21 protein-coding genes are annotated in these 21,179 nt (G+C 64.1%); 16 read left to right on the plus strand and 5 right to left on the minus strand.

The window, feature by feature from the left end; genetic code table 11:
- A complete protein-coding gene (locus tag AC50YA_RS11115; RefSeq protein WP_494982345.1) occupies nt 1–618 on the plus strand; it encodes a 2'-5' RNA ligase family protein in 618 nt (205 codons plus the stop codon).
- A gap of 37 nt (nt 619–655) precedes the next feature.
- Nucleotides 656–1,738, plus strand: a complete 1,083-nt coding sequence (locus AC50YA_RS11120; RefSeq protein ID WP_494982417.1) for a YihY/virulence factor BrkB family protein — start codon at nt 656–658, stop codon at nt 1,736–1,738.
- Here the strand turns inward: AC50YA_RS11120 and AC50YA_RS11125 are convergent.
- The 5 genes from AC50YA_RS11125 to sdhC form a co-directional block, all read right to left on the minus strand.
- Nucleotides 1,695–2,465: an alpha/beta hydrolase family protein gene (locus tag AC50YA_RS11125; RefSeq protein WP_494982346.1), complete on the minus strand. Its 771-nt coding sequence runs from the start codon at nt 2,463–2,465 to the stop codon at nt 1,695–1,697. The two genes, AC50YA_RS11120 and AC50YA_RS11125, sit on opposite strands and share 44 nt — an antisense overlap.
- A 94-nt stretch (nt 2,466–2,559) precedes the next feature.
- Nucleotides 2,560–3,342: a succinate dehydrogenase iron-sulfur subunit gene (locus AC50YA_RS11130; RefSeq protein WP_160678443.1), complete on the minus strand. Its 783-nt coding sequence runs from the start codon at nt 3,340–3,342 to the stop codon at nt 2,560–2,562.
- Nucleotide 3,343: 1 nt separating this feature from the next.
- The gene (sdhA, locus tag AC50YA_RS11135) at nt 3,344–5,152 is read right to left on the minus strand and encodes a succinate dehydrogenase flavoprotein subunit (RefSeq protein ID WP_494982347.1); all 1,809 of its coding nucleotides are present in this window, start codon (nt 5,150–5,152) and stop codon (nt 3,344–3,346) included.
- 105 nt (nt 5,153–5,257) lie between these two features.
- The gene (locus AC50YA_RS11140) at nt 5,258–5,734 is read right to left on the minus strand and encodes a succinate dehydrogenase hydrophobic membrane anchor subunit (protein WP_494982348.1); all 477 of its coding nucleotides are present in this window, start codon (nt 5,732–5,734) and stop codon (nt 5,258–5,260) included.
- 3 nt (nt 5,735–5,737) lie between these two features.
- On the minus strand, nt 5,738–6,118 hold the full coding sequence (gene sdhC / locus AC50YA_RS11145) for a succinate dehydrogenase, cytochrome b556 subunit (RefSeq protein WP_476883779.1): 381 nt from the start codon (nt 6,116–6,118) through the stop codon (nt 5,738–5,740).
- A 256-nt stretch (nt 6,119–6,374) separates the two neighbouring features.
- Here sdhC and AC50YA_RS11150 point away from each other — a divergent pair, with 256 nt between their 5' ends.
- The 14 genes from AC50YA_RS11150 (at nt 6,375) to AC50YA_RS11215 (ending at nt 21,126) form a co-directional block, all read left to right on the plus strand.
- Nucleotides 6,375–7,508 (plus strand): mannose-1-phosphate guanylyltransferase, encoded by a 1,134-nt coding sequence (locus AC50YA_RS11150; RefSeq protein ID WP_494982349.1) that lies wholly within the window; start codon nt 6,375–6,377, stop codon nt 7,506–7,508.
- Nucleotides 7,509–7,595: 87 nt separating this feature from the next.
- Nucleotides 7,596–8,795, plus strand: coding sequence for an amidohydrolase (locus AC50YA_RS11155; RefSeq protein ID WP_494982350.1), 1,200 nt, complete (start codon nt 7,596–7,598; stop codon nt 8,793–8,795).
- 132 nt (nt 8,796–8,927) lie between these two features.
- Nucleotides 8,928–9,362: a MarR family winged helix-turn-helix transcriptional regulator gene (locus tag AC50YA_RS11160; RefSeq protein WP_494982351.1), complete on the plus strand. Its 435-nt coding sequence runs from the start codon at nt 8,928–8,930 to the stop codon at nt 9,360–9,362.
- A 46-nt stretch (nt 9,363–9,408) separates the two neighbouring features.
- Nucleotides 9,409–9,840, plus strand: coding sequence for an organic hydroperoxide resistance protein (locus AC50YA_RS11165; RefSeq protein ID WP_104060963.1), 432 nt, complete (start codon nt 9,409–9,411; stop codon nt 9,838–9,840).
- A complete protein-coding gene (locus AC50YA_RS11170) occupies nt 9,837–10,859 on the plus strand; it encodes an NADP-dependent oxidoreductase (RefSeq protein ID WP_494982352.1) in 1,023 nt (340 codons plus the stop codon). The genes AC50YA_RS11165 and AC50YA_RS11170 overlap by 4 nt, the downstream gene beginning before the upstream one ends.
- A 299-nt stretch (nt 10,860–11,158) precedes the next feature.
- The gene (locus tag AC50YA_RS11175; protein WP_494982353.1) at nt 11,159–12,265 is read left to right on the plus strand and encodes a BMP family lipoprotein; all 1,107 of its coding nucleotides are present in this window, start codon (nt 11,159–11,161) and stop codon (nt 12,263–12,265) included.
- A gap of 175 nt (nt 12,266–12,440) precedes the next feature.
- A complete protein-coding gene (locus AC50YA_RS11180; RefSeq protein WP_494982354.1) occupies nt 12,441–14,039 on the plus strand; it encodes an ABC transporter ATP-binding protein in 1,599 nt (532 codons plus the stop codon).
- Entirely contained in the window at nt 14,032–15,399 is a 1,368-nt protein-coding gene (locus tag AC50YA_RS11185; RefSeq protein WP_494982355.1) for an ABC transporter permease, read from the plus strand. Before AC50YA_RS11180 ends, AC50YA_RS11185 begins: the two co-directional genes overlap by 8 nt.
- Nucleotides 15,396–16,721: an ABC transporter permease gene (locus AC50YA_RS11190; RefSeq protein ID WP_494982356.1), complete on the plus strand. Its 1,326-nt coding sequence runs from the start codon at nt 15,396–15,398 to the stop codon at nt 16,719–16,721. The genes AC50YA_RS11185 and AC50YA_RS11190 overlap by 4 nt, the downstream gene beginning before the upstream one ends.
- Nucleotides 16,722–16,726: 5 nt before the next feature.
- Nucleotides 16,727–17,143: a cytidine deaminase gene (locus AC50YA_RS11195; RefSeq protein ID WP_494982357.1), complete on the plus strand. Its 417-nt coding sequence runs from the start codon at nt 16,727–16,729 to the stop codon at nt 17,141–17,143.
- Complete coding sequence (locus AC50YA_RS11200) at nt 17,140–18,453, plus strand: thymidine phosphorylase (protein WP_494982358.1); 1,314 nt, start codon at nt 17,140–17,142, stop codon at nt 18,451–18,453. Before AC50YA_RS11195 ends, AC50YA_RS11200 begins: the two co-directional genes overlap by 4 nt.
- A 5-nt stretch (nt 18,454–18,458) precedes the next feature.
- Nucleotides 18,459–19,088 carry a DedA family protein gene (locus AC50YA_RS11205; protein ID WP_485835434.1) on the plus strand — a complete coding sequence of 210 codons (630 nt, stop codon included), beginning with the start codon at nt 18,459–18,461 and terminating at the stop codon, nt 19,086–19,088.
- A gap of 106 nt (nt 19,089–19,194) precedes the next feature.
- Nucleotides 19,195–19,935, plus strand: a complete 741-nt coding sequence (locus AC50YA_RS11210) for a DedA family protein (protein WP_494982359.1) — start codon at nt 19,195–19,197, stop codon at nt 19,933–19,935.
- 39 nt (nt 19,936–19,974) lie between these two features.
- Nucleotides 19,975–21,126, plus strand: coding sequence for an adenosine deaminase (locus tag AC50YA_RS11215; RefSeq protein WP_494982360.1), 1,152 nt, complete (start codon nt 19,975–19,977; stop codon nt 21,124–21,126).
- Nucleotides 21,127–21,179 lie beyond the last annotated feature (53 nt).

Here is a 21,179-nt window from a genome sequence, read left to right on the forward strand (position 1 = left end):
ATGTCCGCCGCCAGCATTGTCAGTGAAGGAATGAGCGTAGGCGTCATTCTGGGATTTCCCCTTGCCATCGCCGAGGAACTTCAACGGTGGCGCGCTTCTTTCGGGGACCCCATGGCGGGGGTGGTACCCGCGCACATCACGCTGGTCACCACCACACCCACCCAGGACTGGGCAGCCACTGAGGTGCACGTCCGCGAGGTGGCGCGGCGGCAGGTCCCGTTTATGGTAACCATTGCCGGGACCGGAACCTTCCGGCCGGTATCCCCGGTGGTCTACATCAACGTGGAGGACGGGTTCGAGTCCTGCGTGGAGCTGCACGAAAAACTCCAGACGGGCCCGCTGCAACGCGAACTGCCTTTCTCGTACCACCCGCATGTCACCATCGCCCACGACGTTGCTCCCGAAAGCCTGGACGAAGCCGAAACGGTGCTTGAAAGTTACCGGGCAACCTTCCCGGTGGTTAGCATGGGACTCTACGAGCACGACGCCGATGGCATTTGGCAGCTACGGGAAGAGTTGGACTTTGGGACCGAAACAGACGACGACGGCGGGTCCTTCGCCGCGGACGCCGACACAGCCGCGGACGCCGACGCAAACGGAGCCACCGCTCCCCACTGAACAGGCGGCCCTGTTGCTCGCAGTCATCCAGAAACGGATGGAGTGGGGCAAAGCCAGAAGATCCGACGGCGGCCTGGTGGCCAGCTCGCTGGCGATGCTCCAGTGGTTGCTTGCCCGGCTTAATACCTTCCGCCCGATGCGCGCGTGGCGGCACTACATCCTCCAGCACGGCCCGTTGATGAGCGCCGGCATCGGCTTCAACATGTTCTTCTCCATCACGGGTCTGTTGGCCACGGGTTTCTCCGTTGCCGGCCTGGTGCTGCGGGGCCAGCCTGCGCTGCTGGACACCATCATCGGCAGCGTGGCCCAAAGTGCGCCCGGACTGCTGAAGGTGGGCGGGGGAGAAGGGCTGGTTGATCCGAACAACCTCCTGAATCCCGACGGCCTCGGCTGGACGGCCGTGATTGCAGCCGTGGTTACGGTCATAACGTCCCTGGGCTGGATCGCCGGACTCCGCGATGGCCTGCGCGGCGTGGTGCAGCTGCCGCCCCTGAAAATCAACCCGATTGTCCTCAAACTCCGTGACGCCGGCACCCTCCTGCTCCTGGGAGTCGCCCTGGTGATCAGCGCCGGAGCGTCCCTGGTGTTCGGCACGGCGGCCGGCTGGGTCACGGACTTCCTGCGGCTGGATCCGGTAGTGGCAGGTCCGCTGACCACCGTGATCAAGATCGGTGTGCCGCTGGCCCTCAACTGGGTCACCGCGGTCATTATGTTCCGGCTGGCCGGTGGGCTCAAGCTCTCCCGGCGGGCACTCCTGGAGGGGACCATCCTCGCCGCGGTGGGCACCACCGTCCTGCAGGTTTTCAGCACCGAACTGCTCGCCGGCGCGGGACGGAACCCCATCCTGGCACCATTTGCAATCATCATCGGCCTGCTGATCTGGTTCAACCTGGTCAGCCAGGTCTACCTGGTGTCCGCCGGCTGGTCCACCATCCGCGAAGAGGACCTCAGGAGCGCACCGGCCGGCCAGGACAAAGCCCTGTGGGGCTCCCGGCAGGTCCAGCCCGGCAAGATACCCGTGGAGGGCCACAGCGACGGAAAGCGCCCCGGCGCCGGGCACGAGGGCAGCCCGGTCGTTACTTCCCGGCGTCGAGGTATTGGTCGGCCCAGGCAGAAATAATCCTGGCGGCCCGGGCTGCCTGGCCCTTGCCGGTCAGCAGGTGGTCGCTGCCTTCGAGAGAGACGAAGTTCCGCGGATGGCGGGCCGTCTGGAAGATGGTGCTGGCGTTCTCGATGCCCACAGTGTTGTCCGTGGGGGAGTGGAGCACCATCAGCGGCTTGTGCAACTGCCGGATGCAGTCCGTAAGGTCCGCGTTCTCCAGGTCCTCCACAAAGTGTCTCCGGATCTCGACGCGTTTCCCGCCAAGGTCCACTTCCGCGCTGCCCTCGCTGAGGATCTTGTCCAGTGCGGCGTCAAAGACGTGGGCCACGTGCTTGGGTGAGAACGGGGCAGCCACCGTTGCGATGGCGTCGAGCTCCGGGATCTGGCGGGCGGCTGAAAGCACCGCCGCGCCGCCGAAGGAGTGGCCCACCAGCAGGGAGATCGCCTTGCCCTGCTCGCGCATAAATTCGGCGGCCTTGACCGTGTCCGCCACCTTGTGGCTGAAGGAGCCCTCCGACCAATAGCCGGCAGACTCGCCAAGGCCCAGGTTGTCGAAGCGGAGCATCCCGATGCCGGTGTCAGCCAGGGCCTTGCACATCCGGGACGCCGCGGGGCTGTCCTTGCCCAGGGTGAAGCCGTGGGAGAACACACCCCAGCCCCGCACCGGCCCCTCGGGTACGTCGATGATGCCGGACAGGAGCTCGCCAGTGGATCCTTCGAAGCTGACTTTTTCGGAGCGGGACATCGCGTGCTGCTTTCGTTGGTGCCGTCATGTGTTAAACAACGACGGCGCCCATCCCACCTAAGGTGGGAGACGCCGTCGTAAGCAAGAACCTGAATTAGATCTTACGGGAGAGAATTGCCTGCTTGACCTCGGCAATTGCCTGGGTCACCTGGATGCCGCGGGGGCACGCTTCGGAGCAGTTGAAGGTGGTGCGGCAACGCCACACGCCTTCCTTGTCGTTCAGGATTTCCAGGCGCATGTCGCCGGCATCATCACGGGAATCGAAGATGAAGCGGTGGGCGTTGACGATCGCCGCCGGGCCGAAGTACTGGCCATCGGTCCAGAACACCGGGCAGGAGGATGTGCACGCAGCGCAGAGGATGCACTTGGTGGTGTCGTCGAAGCGTTCACGGTCCTCGGCGGACTGCAGGCGTTCCTTGGTGGGCTCATGGCCCTTGTTGATCAGGAACGGCATGACTTCGCGGAAGGACTGGAAGAACGGCTCCATGTCCACGATCAGGTCCTTCTCCACCGGCAGGCCCTTGATCGGCTCGACCGTGATGGGCTTGGTGGTGTCCAGGTCCTTCAGGAGGGTCTTGCAGGCAAGGCGGTTGCGGCCGTTGATGCGCATGGCATCGGAACCGCAGACACCGTGGGCGCAGGAACGGCGGAACGAAACGCTGCCGTCAATTTCCCACTTGACCTTGTGCAGGGCATCCAGCACGCGGTCGGTGCCGTACATGGTCACCTTGAAGTCTTCCCACGTGGCGTCCTCGGACACCTCAGGGTTGTAACGGCGTACGCGCAGGGTGACCTCGAACGTGGGGATCTCTCCGCCGCCTCCGATGTGTGCGGGCAGTTCGATCTTGGAGGCTGGCTCAGCAAGTTCAGCGGTCATCTTAGTACTTCCTCACCATCGGCTCGTAGCGGGTAAAGACAACCGGTTTGGTGCCCAGACGGATGCCGGCTGTTGTTTCCGCGGTCCCCGCGGTGCCGTCGGCCGGGGCGTGGTCATCCTTGTACGCCATGGAGTGCTTCATGAATTTTTCGTCGTCGCGTTCCGGGAAGTCCTCGCGGAAGTGCCCGCCGCGGGATTCCTCACGGTGCAGGGCCGCCACGGTCATGACCTTGGCCAGTTCCAGCAGGAAGCCCAGCTCAACGGCCTCAAGCAGGTCCAGGTTGAAGCGTTTGCCCTTGTCCTGGACGCTGATCTTCTTGTACCGCGCCTCGAAGGACTCGATGTCCCTCAGGACCTGGTTCAGCGTGTCAGCCGTACGGAACACCTGCATGTTGGCGTCCATGGTGTCCTGGAGTTCCTTGCGGATTACCGCCACCTTCTCATCGCCGTTGCCGTTGCGGGCAATGTCCAGCAGTTCGATGGTGTACGCCTCCGGGTCCTCCGGAAGGTCCACGAAGTCAGCAGTCTTGGCGTACTCCGCGGCGGCGATGCCGGCGCGCTTGCCGAACACGTTGATGTCCAGCAGTGAGTTGGTGCCCAGGCGGTTGGAGCCGTGAACGGAAACGCAGGCAACCTCGCCGGCGGCGTAGAGGCCCGGAATGACGGTGTCGTTGTCCTGCAGGACTTCGGTGGTGATGTTGGTGGGGATGCCGCCCATGGCGTAGTGCGCCGTGGGGAACACCGGAACCGGCTCGGTGTACGGTTCCACACCCAGGTAGGTGCGGGCGAACTCGGTGATGTCCGGGAGCTTGGCATCGATGTGCGCCGGCTCCAGGTGGGTCAGGTCCAGGAGGACGTAGTCCTTGTTCGGGCCGCAGCCGCGGCCTTCACGGACTTCGTTGGCCATGGAGCGGGCCACGATGTCACGCGGTGCGAGGTCCTTGATAGTGGGGGCGTAGCGCTCCATGAAGCGCTCACCCTCCGAGTTACGCAGGATGGCGCCTTCGCCGCGGGCTGCCTCGGAAAGCAGGATGCCCAGGCCCGCGAGGCCTGTCGGGTGGAACTGGAAGAACTCCATGTCCTCCAGCGGGATGCCACGGCGGAACGCGATGCCCATGCCGTCGCCGGTCAGGGTGTGGGCGTTGGAGGTGGTCTTGAAGACCTTCCCGGCGCCGCCGGACGCGAAGATCACGGACTTGGCCTGGAACACGTGCAGCTCACCGGAGGCGAGGTCATAGGACACGACGCCGGCAACACGCTTCTGCTTGTACGGCGTGCCGTCCTCGCGGACGGCGTCTTCCTCGACCGTCAGGAGGTCAAGGACGTAGTACTCGTTGTAGAACTCCACGTTGTGCTTGACGCAGTTTTGGTAGAGCGTCTGCAGGATCATGTGGCCGGTGCGGTCTGCTGCGTAGCAGGCGCGGCGGACAGGTGCCTTGCCGTGGTCGCGGGTGTGGCCACCGAAGCGGCGCTGGTCGATCCGACCTTCGGGCGTGCGGTTGAATGGCAGGCCCATCTTCTCCAGGTCAAGCACGGCGTCGATGGCTTCCTTCGCCATGACCTCGGCGGCGTCCTGGTCAACCAGGTAGTCCCCGCCCTTGATGGTGTCAAAGGTGTGCCATTCCCAGTTGTCTTCTTCGACATTGGCAAGGGCCGCACACATGCCACCCTGCGCCGCGCCGGTGTGCGAGCGCGTGGGGTAGAGCTTGGTCAGTACTGCTGTGCGGGCGCGCTGACCGGACTCGATCGCGGCGCGCATGCCAGCGCCACCGGCACCGACGATGACGACGTCGTACTTATGGACCTGCATACTTGTGCGCTCTTTCTCTCAAAATTCGCTATAAAAACAACGGGCGGGCGTTGCCTGCACCGCAAAATACGGCCTGCGGCTCACCGCGGGCAGCGGATGAAATGGCTACGCGGGGCAGAAGCCGCCGGGCAGCGGAACGCCGTCAACCACGGGGCACGGGTTGAAAGTGAAGATCACCAGGGTGCCAAGGACGATGATCACGGTGGTGGCCGCGTAGAGGACGATCTTGAGCCAGAGACGGGTGGAATCCTTCTCGGCGTAGTCGTTGATGATGGTGCGCACGCCGTTGGTGCCGTGCAGCATGGCCAGCCACAGCATGGCGAGGTCCCAGACCTGCCAGAACGGGTCAGCCCACTTGCCGGCGACGAAGCCGAAGTCGATGGCGTGGATGCCTTCGCCCACCAGGAGGTTCACGAAGAGGTGCCCGAAGATGAGGACTACCAGCACAATGCCGGACAAGCGCATGAACAGCCATGCCAGCATTTCGAAGTTGCCCCTGCTGCTGCCGGTCCGGCGGTACTGGGGTGAGATCTTGCCGCTGCTGTTTTTCCCACTGCGTGGGTTTTCGATCGTTGCAGTCATGGCTTAGTGACCTCCGAGGGCGAGGGAAAGGTGGCGGATGGAGAAGCCGACCATAACAACTACCCACAGGGCCAGGACGGTCCACAGCATCTGGCGCTGGTATTTGGCGCCCTTCTTCCAGAAGTCGACGGCGATGATCCGCAGGCCGTTAAAGGCGTGGAATACGATCGCGGCAACCAGGCCCGTTTCACCCAGGGCCATGAGGGGGTTCTTGTAGGTTCCGATGACAGCCGTGTAGGCCTCGGGGGACACACGCACCAATGAGGTGTCCAGCACATGGACCAACAAGAAGAAAAAGATCACTACACCGGTAATCCGGTGTCCTACCCAGGACCACATGCCTTCACGGCCGCGGTACAAGGTGCCAGCTGGTTTTGTCGGCACTGATAAACCTCCCTGCAACACAGCGGCGCTGGCATGAGATCCACGCGGGGGGAACGCCTGCTGCGAGAGCAACTCGTAGCTCAGCCCTAAATCTAGGCTTCGCTCATAGCTTATTCAATTTAGGAACTCCTTGGTGACCCCGCAATGCCTGCGTTTTGCCTGCAGATGAGACGAACACCACACCACGGCGCGCCCGCGCGAGCTGGTGGAGGGTTCTGAAAGGGCAGTTCAAGGCTCGTCAGCTAAAGTAGCCGTGATGAGTACAGACAAAGCGACAAGCCCGGATTCACCCCTGAACCGCTTTATTGCGGTGATTCCGGCAGGCGGAGTAGGGACCCGCCTCTGGCCCCTGTCACGCGCAGCAGCTCCCAAATTTCTTCATGACCTCACCGGGTCCGGCAGCACTTTGTTGCGCGCCACCTACGACCGCCTCCAGCCGCTGGCCGGCCGGCGCGTGCTCGTGGTGACCGGCACTGCACACCGGGCCGCCGTCTGCCGGCAGCTGCCCGAGGTCCAGGAGTCTGACCTGGTCCTGGAGAGCGAGCCCAAGGATTCCGGCGCCGCCATCGGCCTGGCTGCCGCCATCCTCTACGAGCGCGACCCGGACACCATCATGGGTTCCTTCGCCGCTGACCAGGTCATCAGTCCCGACCACCTGTTCCAGCAGGCCGTCCGCGAGGCCATCCACACGGCCGCCGCCGGCAAGATCGTGACCATCGGCATCAAGCCGACCCACCCGTCCACCGGCTTCGGTTACATCCGCGCCGGCGAGCAACTCCACATCGACGGTGCACCCAGCGCCCAGGCCGTGGTGGAGTTCGTGGAGAAGCCGGACGAGGAAGTTGCCCAGCAGTATGTGGACAGCGGCGAGTACGTCTGGAATGCAGGAATGTTCGTGGCTCCCGTTGCCCTGATGCTGAGGCACCTTGAGGCCAACCAGCCGGAGCTGTTCAAGGGCCTGCAGGAGATCGCCCAGGCCTGGGACACTCCCGAACGTGATGCCGTCACGGCCCGCGTCTGGCCCACACTGCCCAAGATCGCCATTGACTATGCGGTAGCCGAGCCTGCCGCCGCCGCCGGCGATGTGGCCGTTGTGCCAGGCACCTTCGGATGGGACGACGTCGGGGACTTCGCTTCGGTGGGCCGGCTCAACAGCGCGCGGGAAGTCGATGACGTCACCGTTATCGGTGAAGGCGCCCGGGTTTTCACCGAAAACGCCAGCGGTGTGGTGGTTTCCGACACAAAGCGCGTTATCGCCCTGATCGGCATCAAGGACGTAGTCATCGTTGACACGGGCGATGCCCTCCTGGTGACCACCAAGGAGCATGCGCAGCGGGTCAAGGGAGCCGTTGACGCGCTCAAGGCCAGCGGCGACACCGACGTTCTGTAACCCGGTCGGGAGTGTCCAGGCGCGGCACAATCTGTAACGCGCCCGCCGTGATGACGCTATTCCGTGGACGCTCGCTAGAGTAAATGAGTGCGTAATTACACTACTGAAGCCGAGCCCACCGCATTAGTGCGGCCATGGTTGGAACCCCTCCTGCCGGAGCTGATCGACTTCCGCCGGGATTTGCACGCGCACCCCGAGCTTTCCTTCAAGGAATACCGCACCACGGACAAGCTGGTGGAGCGGCTCGAAGCCGCCGGACTGGCACCGCGGCGGCTTGAAGGCACCGGCCTCACCGTCGACATCGGCGAGGGTCCGATCGCCGCTGCGCTCCGCGGCGATATTGACGCCTTGCCCATCATCGAAGAAACCGGCTTGCCGTTTGCCTCGAAGAACCATGGCGTCACGCATGCGTGCGGACACGACGTCCACACCGCCACCATGCTCGGCGTCGCCCTGGTCCTGCAGAGCATGCACCAGGAGTCACCGCTGGGCGGGTCCGTCCGGATCATCTTCCAGCCGGCCGAGGAAACCATGCCGGGCGGCGCGCTTTCCTGCATCGAGCAGGGCGTCCTGGAAGGTGTGCCGCGCATCTTTGCGCTGCACTGCGACCCGAGGATCGACGTCGGACGCATTGGTACGCGAATCGGCGCAATTACGTCCGCTTCGGACACCATCAAGATCGAACTGAGCGGCCGCGGCGGCCACACCTCCCGGCCGCACCTCACCGAGGACCTGGTGTTCGCCTTGGCGCAGATCGCCGTCAACGTCCCTGCCGTACTGTCCCGCCGGGTGGATGTCCGCAGCGGAGTGTCCGTGGTGTGGGGACAGATCAATGCCGGATCGGCGCCCAACGCCATTCCCGGCACGGGCTACATGGCCGGCACCATGCGCTGCCTGGACCGCGATGCCTGGCATGACGCCGGCGAGCTCCTGGACGAAGTGGTGCAGCAGGTGGCCGCGCCTTATGGTGTGGACGTCCATCTCGAACACACCAGGGGAGTGCCGCCGGTGGTCAACTCGGAGCACGAGACTGCGCTCATCGAAGCCGCAGCCCGCGCCGAAATCGGTGAGGGCGCCGTTGTGCTGACGCCGCAGTCCATGGGCGGCGAGGACTTCGCCTGGTTCCTGGCCGAGCGTCCCGGCGCGATGATGCGCCTGGGAACCAAGACCCCGGGTGGCGAAGAATACGACCTGCACCGCGGTGACTACATCCTGGACGAACGCGCCCTGGGCCTGGGCATCCAGGTCCTCACGGCAGCAGCCCTCCGGACCATCCGCGACCTCTAGCCCCGCCCCGTGCCCACGCGCCCCTGACCTCGCCGGCGCCTCACAGACACTTAAGCCTCCGCCTTCCCGCGTTCGCGCATCTCTTTGGCGAGTAAGTTGTGCACAATTGAATTGTGGGCTACCGTCTTAGGTATGACTGAAGCTCCCCGCCTCGACCGCCAGGTGTGTTTTGCCCTGTACTCCGCCTCCCGCGCAGCCACAGCGGTCTACCGCCCCGTGTTGGAAGACCTCGGCCTGACGTACCCGCAGTACCTGGTGATGCTGGTCCTCTGGGAATCGGAGCCGAAGGGAGTCAAGGAGCTCGGCGAGGAGCTGGGCCTTGATTCCGGCACGCTGTCGCCGCTGCTCAAGCGCCTGGAGGCCATGGGGCTCGTGGAGCGCCGCCGGTCGGGGGAGGATGAGCGCCGTGTTGCAGTCCATCTGACGCCGGTCGGGCGCTCGCTCAGCAGCAAGGCCAGCGGGATTCCACGGCACCTTGCGGACGCCGCCGGGTTGTCAGCCGACGAGCTGGAACAGCTTCGCACCACCCTGGAACGGCTCACCGCAGCCCTTCACAGCGCGCACTGAGCGCCCAAGATTTTCCGTTATCCACATCCAACAGGACGGACCACATATGAAGACTCTCTACACTGCCGAGGCCCTGGCTTCCGGCGAAGGCCGCGATGGCAACGCGCGCACCAATGACGGCAAGCTGGATGTCAGCCTTGCCAGCCCCGTGGAGCTGGGCGGTGACGGCCAGGGCACCAACCCGGAGCAGCTTTTTGCCGCCGGTTACGCGGCCTGCTTCCACTCGGCGCTCCGCCTCGTGGGGCGCAAGGAGCGTGCAGACCTGACCGATTCAGCCGTGGCGGCCAAGATCCACTTTGGCGCGCTGAATGATGGCGTGGGCTACGGCCTCGCTGCTGAACTGGAGATCGCGGTTCCGGCCCTGGATCTCGCCACGGCCGAGTCACTGGTGGCCAAAGCGCATCAGATCTGCCCGTATTCCAACGCCACCCGCGGAAACATGACGGTGGACATCAAGATCCTGGAGTTCGCAGCATGAGCCAGACAACGGCACTTCCAACATCCACCCGGGAAATCCGCCTGGCCTCACGTCCGGTAGGGCGTCCCGTTCCCGAAAACTTCCGGCTGGCAGAGTCATCGCTGCCGGAGCTTCAGGATGGCCAGATCCTGGTCCGCAACCTCTACGTCTCCGTGGACCCCTACATGCGCGGCCGCATGAACGACGTCAAGTCGTACTCGGCGCCGTTCGCTCTGGATGCAGCGCTCGACGGCGGCGCCATCGGTGAGGTCATCGCGTCCAGGGCCGAGGGACGGAAGGCGGGGGACGCCGTCGTCCATCAACTGGGCTGGCGGGAATATGCAGTACTGGACGCAGACGCAACCTCGGTTGCCCGCACGGACCTTGCACCGGCGTCGGCGTTCCTTGGCGCGCTTGGCATGACCGGACTGACGGCCTACGCCGGCCTGCTCAAAGTGGCCGAATTCAAACCCGGCGATGCCGTATTCGTGTCCGGTGCGGCGGGTGCCGTGGGCTCGCTTGTGGGCCAGATCGCCAAGGCGATGGGCGCTTCCAGGGTCATTGGCAGCGCGGGAACCCCGGAGAAGGTTGCGCGGCTCCTGGAACTGGGCTTCGACGCCGCGTTCAACTACAACGACGGGCCGGTGCCGGAACAGCTTGCACAGGCCGCAGGACCCGCAGGTATCGACGTGTACTTCGACAACGTGGGCGGCGATCATCTGGAGGCTGCCCTGGCGGTCATGAATGTGGGCGGCCGTGTGGCCATGTGCGGTGCGATAGCCCAGTACAACTCCACCGAACCCACGCCGGCGCCGCGGAACCTCGCGCTCGCCATCGGCAAACAGCTGACGCTCCGCGGATTCCTGGTGAGCGGACAGCACCAGCACAGCGCTGAATTCTTCGCCAAGATGTCAGCCTGGCTCGCGGACGGTTCAATCCGGTATGACGAGACAGTGGTGGATGGGCTGGAGAATGCGCCCCAGGCCTTCATGGATCTGCTCGACGGCGCGAACACCGGCAAGATGCTGGTGCGCCTCTAACCAACCCCACCAGCGCGAACGGACATTTGGGGCCCCTCCCGGCTGGCCCCAAATGTCCGTTCGCGCTTAATGGGAGGGGTGCGGAACGGCCGTCTTCTACTGGTTGGTAACAAATTCTCAACAATGTTCAGGATCCGGCTCCAATGCGGTAGCGGATGTGCTGCAGGCCACTAATGTTGCTTCTATCAGAGCGCTTCGGCGCAGTGCTGCGGACCGTCAGTGAAAACAGAATTTCAGGGTTGAAACAGACACTCATTGAATCCACGTCGTAGCGCATCTCTCTTCATCCTGGAGGAATCTTGAAGACATCACTGCGTGCACACCTTAAGCGCGGTTCAGTTGCAAGCGTGGCCACCATGGGTGCTACCGCACTCCTGTTGACCAGTTGCGGTGCGCCTCCCGAAGCCGGCAGCCCCACCGCGACGGCGAGCGACTACACCGGCTGCATCGTCTCCGACTCCGGCGGATTCGATGACCAGTCATTCAACCAGTCCTCCTACGATGGACTGAAGAAGACCGAGAAGGACCTGGGTATCAAGGTCAACCAGGTTGAATCCCAGACCAACAACGATTTTGAGCCGAACCTCCGTGCCATGGTCACCGCCGGCTGCGACCTCACAATCACGGTCGGTTTCCTCCTCGGTGACGCCACCAAGGCCCAGGCGACTGCAAACCCGGACAGCCACTTTGCGATCATCGACTTCGGCTACGCGACGCCGATCAGCAACGTCAAGCCGATCATCTATGACACCGCCCAGGCTGCCTTCCTGGCAGGGTACCTCGCGGCCGGATCGACCAAGACAGGTACCGTCGCCACGTTCGGCGGCATCAAGATCCCCACCGTGACCATCTTCATGGACGGCTACGCCGACGGCGTGAAGTACTACAACGAGAAAAAGGGCAAGAACGTCAAGGTCCTCGGCTGGGACAAGGCTGCACAGGACGGAAGCTTCACCGGCGACTTCACCAAACAGGACGTGGGCAAGCAGCTCACCCAGAACTTCCTGGACCAGGGTGCGGACATCGTGATGCCCGTGGCCGGTCCGGTGGGCAAGGGTGCCGGCGCAGCGCTGAACGAAGCGAAAGCGGCCGGCAAGGACGTCAAGCTCATCTGGGTTGACTCCGATGGCTTCCTCACAGCTCCCGACTACAAGGACATCATGCTTTCGTCAGTCATGAAGCTGATGGGCGAAGCTGTTGAGACCGTGGTGAAGGAGGACAAGGACGGCAAGTTCACCAACACGCCGTACGTCGGCACGCTGGCGAACGACGGAGTCCAGTTGGCCCCGTTCCACAGCTTCGACTCCCAGGTCCCTGCCGATCTGAAGTCCGAGCTGGAACAGCTCAAGAAGGACATCATGGACGGCAAGGTTAAGGTCGAGTCTGCGGCGAGCCCCAAGGCTTAGTCATCCTCGATAAGCGCCACCCCCGGATGGTCACAGACTGGCCGGGTGGTGGCGCTTTTCGTTGGAGTCGGCTGCCCAGCGAGACCGTCCACCCGGGACTGCAGGCACTAGGCTGGTGCTGCAGCCATATATCCCGTCCGGTTCATTTACGGACGCTTCGAGATTGGTCAGAGTTTTGAAACTTGAACTCAGAGGGATCACCAAACGCTTCGGCTCCCTGCTCGCCAACGATCACATTGACGTGGTGGTTGAACCCGGACAGATCCACTGTCTGCTGGGCGAGAACGGGGCCGGCAAGTCCACCCTGATGAATGTGCTGTACGGGCTCTACGAGCCCAGCGAGGGCGTAATCCTCGTTGACGACAAACCCGTTTCCTTCCGCGGCCCCGGCGACGCCATGGCGGCCGGCATCGGCATGGTGCACCAGCACTTTATGCTTGTTCCGGTTTTTACCGTCGCCGAGAATGTGGCCCTTGGAGCTGAGTCCACCACGGCCGGCGGTTTCCTCAACCTGGAGGACACCCGCCGGAAAATCAAGGAGATTTCTGACCGCTACGCGTTCGACGTCGATCCCGACGCGCTGGTGGAGGACCTTCCGGTGGGCGTCCAGCAGCGCGTGGAAATCATCAAGGCATTGGTCCGCGACGCCAAGGTCCTCATCCTGGATGAGCCCACGGCCGTCCTGACGCCCCAGGACACGGACGAACTGCTGGACATCATGCGCCAGCTCAAGTCCAACGGCACTTCAATCGTCTTCATCTCGCACAAGCTGCGTGAAGTGAAAGCCGTCTCGGACACCATCACGGTGATCCGGCGCGGCAAGGTGGTGGGGTCCGCCAACCCCGGCGCCTCAACCACGGAACTGGCCTCCATGATGGTAGGACGTGCCGTGAACCTGACACTGGACAAGGCACCCGCGACACCGCAGGAAACCACCTTCCAGGTCAAAGACCTCACGGTCATTGCCCCGAACGGGCAGCACACCGTCGACGGCATCACCTTCGACATCGCCCGTGGCGAGATCCTCGCCGTCGCGGGAGTCCAGGGCAACGGCCAGACCGAACTCACCGAGGCCATCCTTGGCCTGCAGGACCGCGTTCACGGCTCCATCCTGCTGGACGGTGAGGAACTCGTTGGCCGCAGCGTGAAGGACGTTCTCAACGCGGGCGTCGGCTTTGTCCCGGAAGACCGGTCTGTTGACGGCCTCATCGGCACGTTCTCAATCGCCGAAAACCTGATCCTTGACCGTTACGATCAGCCACCGTTCGCCAAGGGAATCAGCATGAGCCCGGCAAAGGTGCTGGAGAACGCGAAAACGCGGATCGACGAGTTCGACGTACGGACGCCGTCGGGCCTGCTGGCCGCCGGCACCCTGTCCGGCGGCAACCAGCAGAAGGTGGTCATGGCGCGGGAACTCTCCCGGCCGCTGCGCCTCTTCATCGCCTCGCAGCCCACGCGTGGTGTGGACGTCGGATCCATCGAATTCCTGCACAAGCGGATTGTGGCCGAGCGGGATCAAGGCACACCCGTCATGATCATTTCCACTGAGCTGGACGAGGTCATGGAACTCGCGGACCGGATCGCTGTTCTCTACAAGGGCAAGCTGGTGGGCATCGTGCCGGCAGGAACCGGGCGGAACGTCCTTGGCCTGATGATGGCCGGAATCTCACCGGCCGACGCTGCGGGCGCAGACAAGTCCGCCGCAGACAAGACTGACTCCGCTGCTGCAGAAAGCCACGGGACCTCCGGCGCCGAAGGAGGCGATCATGCCTGAAGAGCATCCCCCCAAACATGATGAAACGCATGCGAAACCGCACGAGCCTAGCGTAGCGGCCGAAGAAACTGCCGCCGTGGTGGCCGTGGATACCGCTGGAGGGGCCATCAGCCCCTCGGCAGTACCCGCCGCAGCCCAAAGCGGGAAGCTCCCCGGCGGCCCGGACACGCTGGTCCGGAAGATCTTCACCGGTAGCGGCATGGTCTCGGTCCTCGCCGTACTGTTGGCTCTCTTCATCGGCGGCCTTTTGATCGCCAGCACCGACAAGCAAGTGGGAGCCACTTCCAGCTACCTGTTTGCCCGGCCCGCGGACTTCCTCTCGGCTGTCTGGAACGCGGCCACCCGTTCATACATCGCACTGTTCCAAGGAGCCGTCTTCAACCCCCGCGGTTCCGGCCTCGCCGTCCAGTTCGCGCCCCTCATGGAAACGCTGACCATCGCAACTCCGCTCATCACGGCGGGCCTCGGCGTGGCATTGGCGTTCCGGGCCGGGCTGTTCAACATCGGCGCCCAAGGCCAGATCATCATGGCCGGCATCCTGGCGGCCTGGGTTGGCTTCGCCCTGCACCTGCCCTTGGGCCTGCACCTGGTGTTGGTCCTGCTGGCCGGGATCATCGGCGGTGCCCTCTGGGGCGGGATGGTTGGCCTGCTTAAAGCCCGGACCGGTGCCCACGAGGTCATCCTGACCATCATGTTCAACTACATCGCGCTCTATTTCCTGCGCTATCTGCTGAACACCCCGGCATTCCAGCGCCCGGGAGAGACCAACCCGATCTCTCCCATCCTGGACCCCACTGCGGTTTACCCGCAGATTTTCGGCTCGCAGTACCGCCTGCACCTGGGCTTCGTCCTGGCCATCGCGGCCACGGTCCTGGTCTGGTGGCTGCTCAACCGGTCCACGGTTGGGTTCGAATTCCGCGCCGTGGGGGCCAACCCGAAGGCCGCGCTGACTGCCGGAATCAACGTCTCGCGGTCCACCATCCTGGTCATGGCGATAGCCGGCGCACTCGCCGGTATGTCCGGCGTGGCGCAGGTGGCTGGCACGGAAAAGGTCCTTACGGACGGGGTCGCGGCAACGTACGGGTTTGACGCTATTACGGTGGCGCTGCTGGGACGTTCGACGCCGTGGGGCACCTTCGCTGCCGGCCTGCTGTTCGGCGCCTTCCGCGCCGGTGCCGTGCAGATGCAGATCCAGACCGGCACGCCCATCGATATTGTCCTGGTGGTCCAGTCGCTGATCGTTCTCTTCATCGCGGCCCCGCCGCTGGTCCGGGCGGTCTTCGGGCTGAATCCCCGCCGCAAAAAGCCGGCCAAAGCCGGAAAGTCCCAGCAGGCAGCAACCACCGGAGGCGCAGCATGAGCGCAACAGCAACTTCGCCCCGTCCGGGACAGGGACGCCCGGGACCAGCGCCGGAATCCGGTGATGTCCAGGCAACGTCCGGTAAACCCGTGGTCTGGAAGACCCCCGTCCTGCTCACCTCCCTGGGCCTGGTCGCCTTCATATTCTTTGGGCTGATGGGACCCGGGCAGACCGCTAAGTTCGGCATTTCCACGGGCGGGGACTTCTTCCAGCTTCCAGCCCTTGAAGTACCCGCAATGCCGGGCGGCATTGTCCTCTCGATCCTGATGCTGGGACTGGCGGCCTATGCCGTCTATCTGAAGACCAAGGCCAGGCCCGCACCAGCGTGGCTGACCATCACCTTCACGGTATTGTTCGTGGCGGCCTTCCTCATCTGGGTGGTGGGCGGTGCCCGGACACCCAGCATTTCGCTGGCCGGGCTGATCGCCGGATCTGTTACCTTGGCCGTTCCGCTCGTGTTCGGATCATTGTCCGGCGTGCTGTGCGAGCGGGCCGGGGTGGTCAACATTGCCATCGAAGGCCAGCTTTTGGGCGGGGCCTTTACGGCAGCGATGGTGGCTAGTCTGACGCAGAATCCGTTCGTCGGCCTCCTCGCCGCAGCCGTCGCGGGTGCTGTGGTGTCCATGGTGCTGGCAGTCTTCAGCATCAAGTACCTGGTCAACCAGATCATCGTGGGCGTGGTGCTGAACGTCCTGGTCTCCGGTGTCACGGGGTTCCTGTTCAGCACAGTCATGCAGGCCGACAAGGAAAAATTCAATTCACCGCCGGGGCTGGACATCATCGAGATCCCCGTGCTTTCCAGCATCCCGATCATCGGCCCCATCCTGTTCAAGCAGTCGCTGGTGGGTTACCTGATGTACGTCGCCGTCATCGTGGTCTGGGTGGGCCTGTTCAAGACCAAGTGGGGACTCCGCGTCAGGGCCGTCGGGGAACACCCGCAGGCCGCCGACACCATGGGCATCAAGGTCAACGCCACGCGGTTCTGGAATGTCACGCTCGGTGGCGCCATCGCGGGCATCGGCGGATCGTTCTTCACCCTCGTGGCGATCGACAGCTTCACCAAGGAGATCTCCGGCGGCCGAGGCTTCATTGCACTGGCCGCACTGATCTTCGGCCGGTGGAACCCCATCGGCGCGTTTTTCGCGGCGCTGCTGTTCGGTTTCGCGGACAACCTGCAGAGCATCGTGACCATTATCGGCACCCCGGTGCCCAGCCAGTTCATGGCCATGTTGCCGTACCTGGTCACCGTGCTGGCCGTGGCCGGGATCGTGGGCCGGTCCAGGCCGCCGGCAGCCAGCGGCATCCCGTACGTCAAGGGATGACGGCCATGGAACAGGAACGGGGTTCGCTCCCCGTCGATTGGCGGGCCCTCGAAGCTGCGGCAGTCGACGCCATGAAAAAGGCCTACGTCCCGTATTCGAAGTTCCCGGTGGGGGCCGCGGCCTTCACCGAGGACGGGCGTCTGGTCAGCGGCTGCAACGTGGAAAACGCCAGTTACGGGCTCACCCTGTGCGCTGAATGCTCGCTGGTGGGAAACCTGCACATGACCGGCGGTGGGTTGCTGCGCGCCTTTTACTGTGTGGACTCCGCCGGCAACGTGCTGATGCCGTGCGGCCGCTGCCGGCAGCTTCTCTATGAATTCCGCGCGCCTGACATGGAGCTCATGACCACCCAAGGCATCAAGACAATGGACCAGGTGCTGCCCGACGCATTCGGTCCCCAAAACCTGGAGGATCCAAGGTGACACAGGCAACTGAGGCTTTCGACGCCGTCGACATCATCCGCACCAAGCGGGACCGGGGCGTCCTGAGTCCGGAGCAGATCGACTGGACCATTGACGCCTACACCCGCGGGGTCATCGCGGACGAACAGATGGCCGCGTTGAACATGGCCATCCTGCTCAACGGCATGGACCGGGCCGAAATTTCGCGCTGGACGGCCGCTATGATCGCCTCGGGTGAACGGATGGACTTCAGCGGTCTCCGGCGGCCCGACGGCGGCGTGAAGGCTACCAGCGACAAGCATTCCACCGGGGGAGTGGGAGACAAGATCACGCTGTCGCTGGCACCCCTGGTGGCAGTGTTCGGTGTGGCCGTGCCGCAGCTGTCCGGCCGCGGCCTTGGCCACACCGGCGGCACGCTGGACAAGCTGGAATCGATCCCCGGCTGGCGGGCGGACCTGAGCAACGACGAAATGATGGCCCAGCTCCAGGACATCGGCGCCGTGATCTGCGCTGCCGGGGCGGGGCTGGCGCCGGCGGACAAGAAGCTCTACGCACTGCGTGACGTCACCGGCACGGTGGAGGCGATCCCGCTGATCGCCTCCTCGATCATGAGCAAGAAGATCGCCGAAGGCACGGGGTCCCTTGTCCTGGACGTCAAGGTGGGCAGCGGAGCATTCATGAAGGACGAGGCCCGGGCACGCGAACTGGCCGAAACCATGGTGGCCCTGGGCAAGGACGCGGGCGTGAACACTGTGGCGCTGCTGACCAACATGAGCACCCCGCTCGGCCTCACCGCGGGCAACGCGATCGAAGTGGAGGAATCCGTGGAGGTCCTGGCCGGCGGCGGCCCGGAGGACGTCGTCGAACTCACCGTCCGCCTGGCCGAGGAGATGCTGGCCTGCGCGGGTGTCCACGACGCCGATCCACGCGCCGCGTTGAAGGACGGCCGCGCCATGGACCTCTGGAACCGGATGATCGAAGCGCAGGGCGGAAATCCGCGCGCCAAACTGCCGGTCGCCAAGGAATCCGAGGTCATTTACGCCCCGGCCGACGGTGTCCTGGTTGAACTTGATGCCCTGGCCGTCGGTGTTGCGGCGTGGCGCCTCGGGGCAGGGCGCGCCCGCAAGGAGGACGCCGTCCAGGCAGGTGCCGGGATCCGCATGCACGCAAAGCCAGGTGCCATGGTCCGTGCCGGTGAGCCGCTCATGACACTGCTCACGGACACGCCGGAGAAGTTCGCGCGCGCCAAGGACGCCCTTGAACACGCCATCACGATCGCCCCGGAAGGGGCACGCCCGGCGCAACAGCTCATCATCGACCGAATAGCATAGGGATAATGCAGGCCATCAACGAATTCATCCTCGCTGCCGCCGGGCAGCCGTGGGTGCTCCTCCTTGTGCTGGCCTGCTGCCTGATCGACGGGTTTTTCCCGCCGATCCCCAGCGAATCCGTGGTGGTGGGCCTGGCCGCGGTGGCCGCCACCGCGGACGTCCCCAATCCTTGGCTGCTGATGGCCGTCGCGGGCCTCGGCGCCTTCTCAGGCGACAACATCGCCTACCTCATCGGGCGCCGGGTGGGTACGCGTCGCTGGCACTGGATGCGCGGACCGCGTATGCAAGGGGCCTTCCGCTGGGCAGGAGACGAGCTGAGGAAACGGCCGGCGTCGCTCATCCTCGTGGCGCGGTTCATTCCAATCGGCAGGGTTGCCGTTAACCTCACCGCCGGGGTGACCCACTATCCGCACCTGCGTTTCGTTGGCCTGACGGTGCTCTCCGCCACGCTGTGGGCCTCCTATTCCGTAGGTATCGGGCTGTTCTTCGGCCAGTGGTTTGAAAACAATCACCTGCTCGGCGCGGCCATCGCCATCGTCTGCGCCGTAGGCCTTGGAATCGTGGTGGATCTGATCATTAACCGCATCCGGGGAAAGGTTCCTGTGGTGGAGCGGCTGAAGGATCCGGAAGCCTAGGGTTTGTGGCGTCCGGGCGTAGCGGGCGGGGTCCCGGGCATGGGACACTGAAGAGCGACTTACGTCACTTCCGGCTGCATCATTTTCGTCTAGGAGCAAGACCCGCGTGGAGTTTATTAATGAGGCCGTGCTCCATGCAGCGGGCCAATGGTGGATCTACCCGGTCCTTCTGGTGTTCTTCTTCGTTGACGGCTTCGCCATGGTGGTTCCCAGCGAGACGCTCATCGTGGCACTGGCTGCGTTTTCCCGGCACAGCGGTGAACCGAACCTCTGGATCCTGGGCGCGACAGCACTGATCGGGGCCATCGCCGGTGACAACATGGCCTTTATGCTCGGCCGCAGGATTGGCCTTGACCGCTGGAAGTGGATGCGCCGTCCCAAAGTGCAGAAGGCCTTCGGCTGGGCACGGTATGAACTCGAAAAACGCGGCGCCGTCCTGATTTTCACGGCGCGCTACATTCCCTGGGGCCGGGTGGCGGTCAACTATGTGGCCGGGAGTACCGGCTTTGCGCACCGCCGCTTCTTCCTGCTGGACGCCTTCGCCTGCTTCACCTGGGTGGGGTACTCCATCGGCATCGGGATTCTGGCCAGTTCCTTCCCCTGGCTCCACAACAACCCGCTGCTCAGCGCAGGCATTGCCGTGGTGTTCGCTATCGTGCTGGGCATCCTGATCGACCACCTGCTGCGCTGGTGGCACAAGCACCTGGCCCGCAACGACGCCGAAACTGTGGATGAATGGCTCGACGGCGGCCCGGGAGGTGCCCTGCCCGCGCACACCGCTGCGCACACTGCGGCTTTGCCGCTGCTGGCGTCGTCCCCGGCTGAAGCCGAGCAGCTCGGAAAGTAGCGGCTGGCATAAGCCGCCTGCCGACCCTAAGGTTGGAAGGTGACTGAGCCTATTGTTGACGCTGCCCCTGCCATCGATTTCGACCTGAAGAGCCTGCCCAAAGTTTCGCTCCACGACCACCTGGACGGTGGTCTCCGTCCAGCTACCATCATCGAACTGGCCGAGGCCGTTAGCCACACGCTGCCCTCCACCGACCCGGTGGCCCTGGGCGAGTGGTTCCGCGAGTCCGCGGACTCCGGCTCACTGGTCCGCTACCTGGAGACGTTCGACCACACAGTTGCCGTGATGCAGACCAAGGAAGGCCTGATCCGCGTCGCCAAGGAATTCGTTGAGGACCTCGCGGACGACGGCGTGGTGTACGGCGAAGTGCGCTGGGCACCGGAGCAGCACCTCCAGAAGGGCCTGTCCCTGGACGAGGTCGTTGAAGCCGTCCAGGAGGGCCTCGAAGCCGGCGTGGACGCCGTGACCGAAAGCGGCCGCGAAATCCAGGTGGGTCAGCTGATCACAGCCATGCGCCACGCAGACCGGGGCCAGGAAATCGCCGAACTCGCTGTCCGCCACCGCAACAAGGGCGCTGTGGGCTTTGACATCGCCGGAGCTGAAGACGGCTTCCTCCCGTCCCGGTTCAAGGACGCCTTCACCTACCTCGCCGAGCACAACTTCCCCGCGACGGTGCACGCCGGCGAGGCCGCCGGACTCGAAAGCATCCAGTCCGCCCTCGTTGACGGCCGGGCACTGCGTCTGGGCCACGGCGTCCGGATCGCCGAGGACATCATGGTCGAGTTCGACGACGAAGACGACGACAGCTCGGTAAGCGACGAGGACAGCATCGGCCTGGTGACCCTGGGCGACCTCTCCAGCTGGATCCGCGACCGCGGCATCGCCTTGGAGATCTGCCCGTCGTCGAACCTCCAGACCGGAGCAATCGCCGGTTTCGGCGAGGGCATCGAGAGCCACCCGCTGGACATGCTGTACCAGCTGGGCTTTAACGTCACCATCAACACCGACAACCGGCTGATGAGCGGCGTCACCCTGACGGACGAGTTCGAGCTCCTCGTGGAAACCTTCGACTACGACCTTGACGATTTGCTGGAACTCACGCTCAACGCTGCCGAAGCATCCTTCCTGCCGCTTGAAGAGAAGGAAGCGTTGGTGGAGTACATCAACGACGCCTACGACAACCTTGGCTGAGCAGGCTCCCATCGATCGGCTGGTCGCTGTAATAGCCCAGCTGCGGGAGCACT

The organism is Pseudarthrobacter sp. RHLT3-21, assembly GCF_059383495.1.

Bases quoted from the DNA above. Each gene is read 5' to 3' on its own strand.
- AC50YA_RS11170 (WP_494982352.1), top strand. From the start codon at position 9,837: ATGAGCCAGACAACGGCACTTCCAACATCCACCCGGGAAATCCGCCTG.
- AC50YA_RS11185 (WP_494982355.1), top strand. From the start codon at position 14,032: ATGCCTGAAGAGCATCCCCCCAAACATGATGAAACGCATGCGAAACCG.
- AC50YA_RS11120 (WP_494982417.1), top strand. From the start codon at position 656: ATGGAGTGGGGCAAAGCCAGAAGATCCGACGGCGGCCTGGTGGCCAGC.
- AC50YA_RS11160 (WP_494982351.1), top strand. From the start codon at position 8,928: ATGACTGAAGCTCCCCGCCTCGACCGCCAGGTGTGTTTTGCCCTGTAC.
- AC50YA_RS11165 (WP_104060963.1), top strand. From the start codon at position 9,409: ATGAAGACTCTCTACACTGCCGAGGCCCTGGCTTCCGGCGAAGGCCGC.
- AC50YA_RS11130 (WP_160678443.1), bottom strand. From the start codon at position 3,342: ATGACCGCTGAACTTGCTGAGCCAGCCTCCAAGATCGAACTGCCCGCA.
- sdhA (WP_494982347.1), bottom strand. From the start codon at position 5,152: ATGCAGGTCCATAAGTACGACGTCGTCATCGTCGGTGCCGGTGGCGCT.
- AC50YA_RS11205 (WP_485835434.1), top strand. From the start codon at position 18,459: ATGCAGGCCATCAACGAATTCATCCTCGCTGCCGCCGGGCAGCCGTGG.
- AC50YA_RS11125 (WP_494982346.1), bottom strand. From the start codon at position 2,465: ATGTCCCGCTCCGAAAAAGTCAGCTTCGAAGGATCCACTGGCGAGCTC.
- AC50YA_RS11150 (WP_494982349.1), top strand. From the start codon at position 6,375: ATGAGTACAGACAAAGCGACAAGCCCGGATTCACCCCTGAACCGCTTT.
- AC50YA_RS11190 (WP_494982356.1), top strand. From the start codon at position 15,396: ATGAGCGCAACAGCAACTTCGCCCCGTCCGGGACAGGGACGCCCGGGA.
- AC50YA_RS11140 (WP_494982348.1), bottom strand. From the start codon at position 5,734: ATGACTGCAACGATCGAAAACCCACGCAGTGGGAAAAACAGCAGCGGC.
- AC50YA_RS11115 (WP_494982345.1), top strand. From the start codon at position 1: ATGTCCGCCGCCAGCATTGTCAGTGAAGGAATGAGCGTAGGCGTCATT.
- AC50YA_RS11195 (WP_494982357.1), top strand. From the start codon at position 16,727: ATGGAACAGGAACGGGGTTCGCTCCCCGTCGATTGGCGGGCCCTCGAA.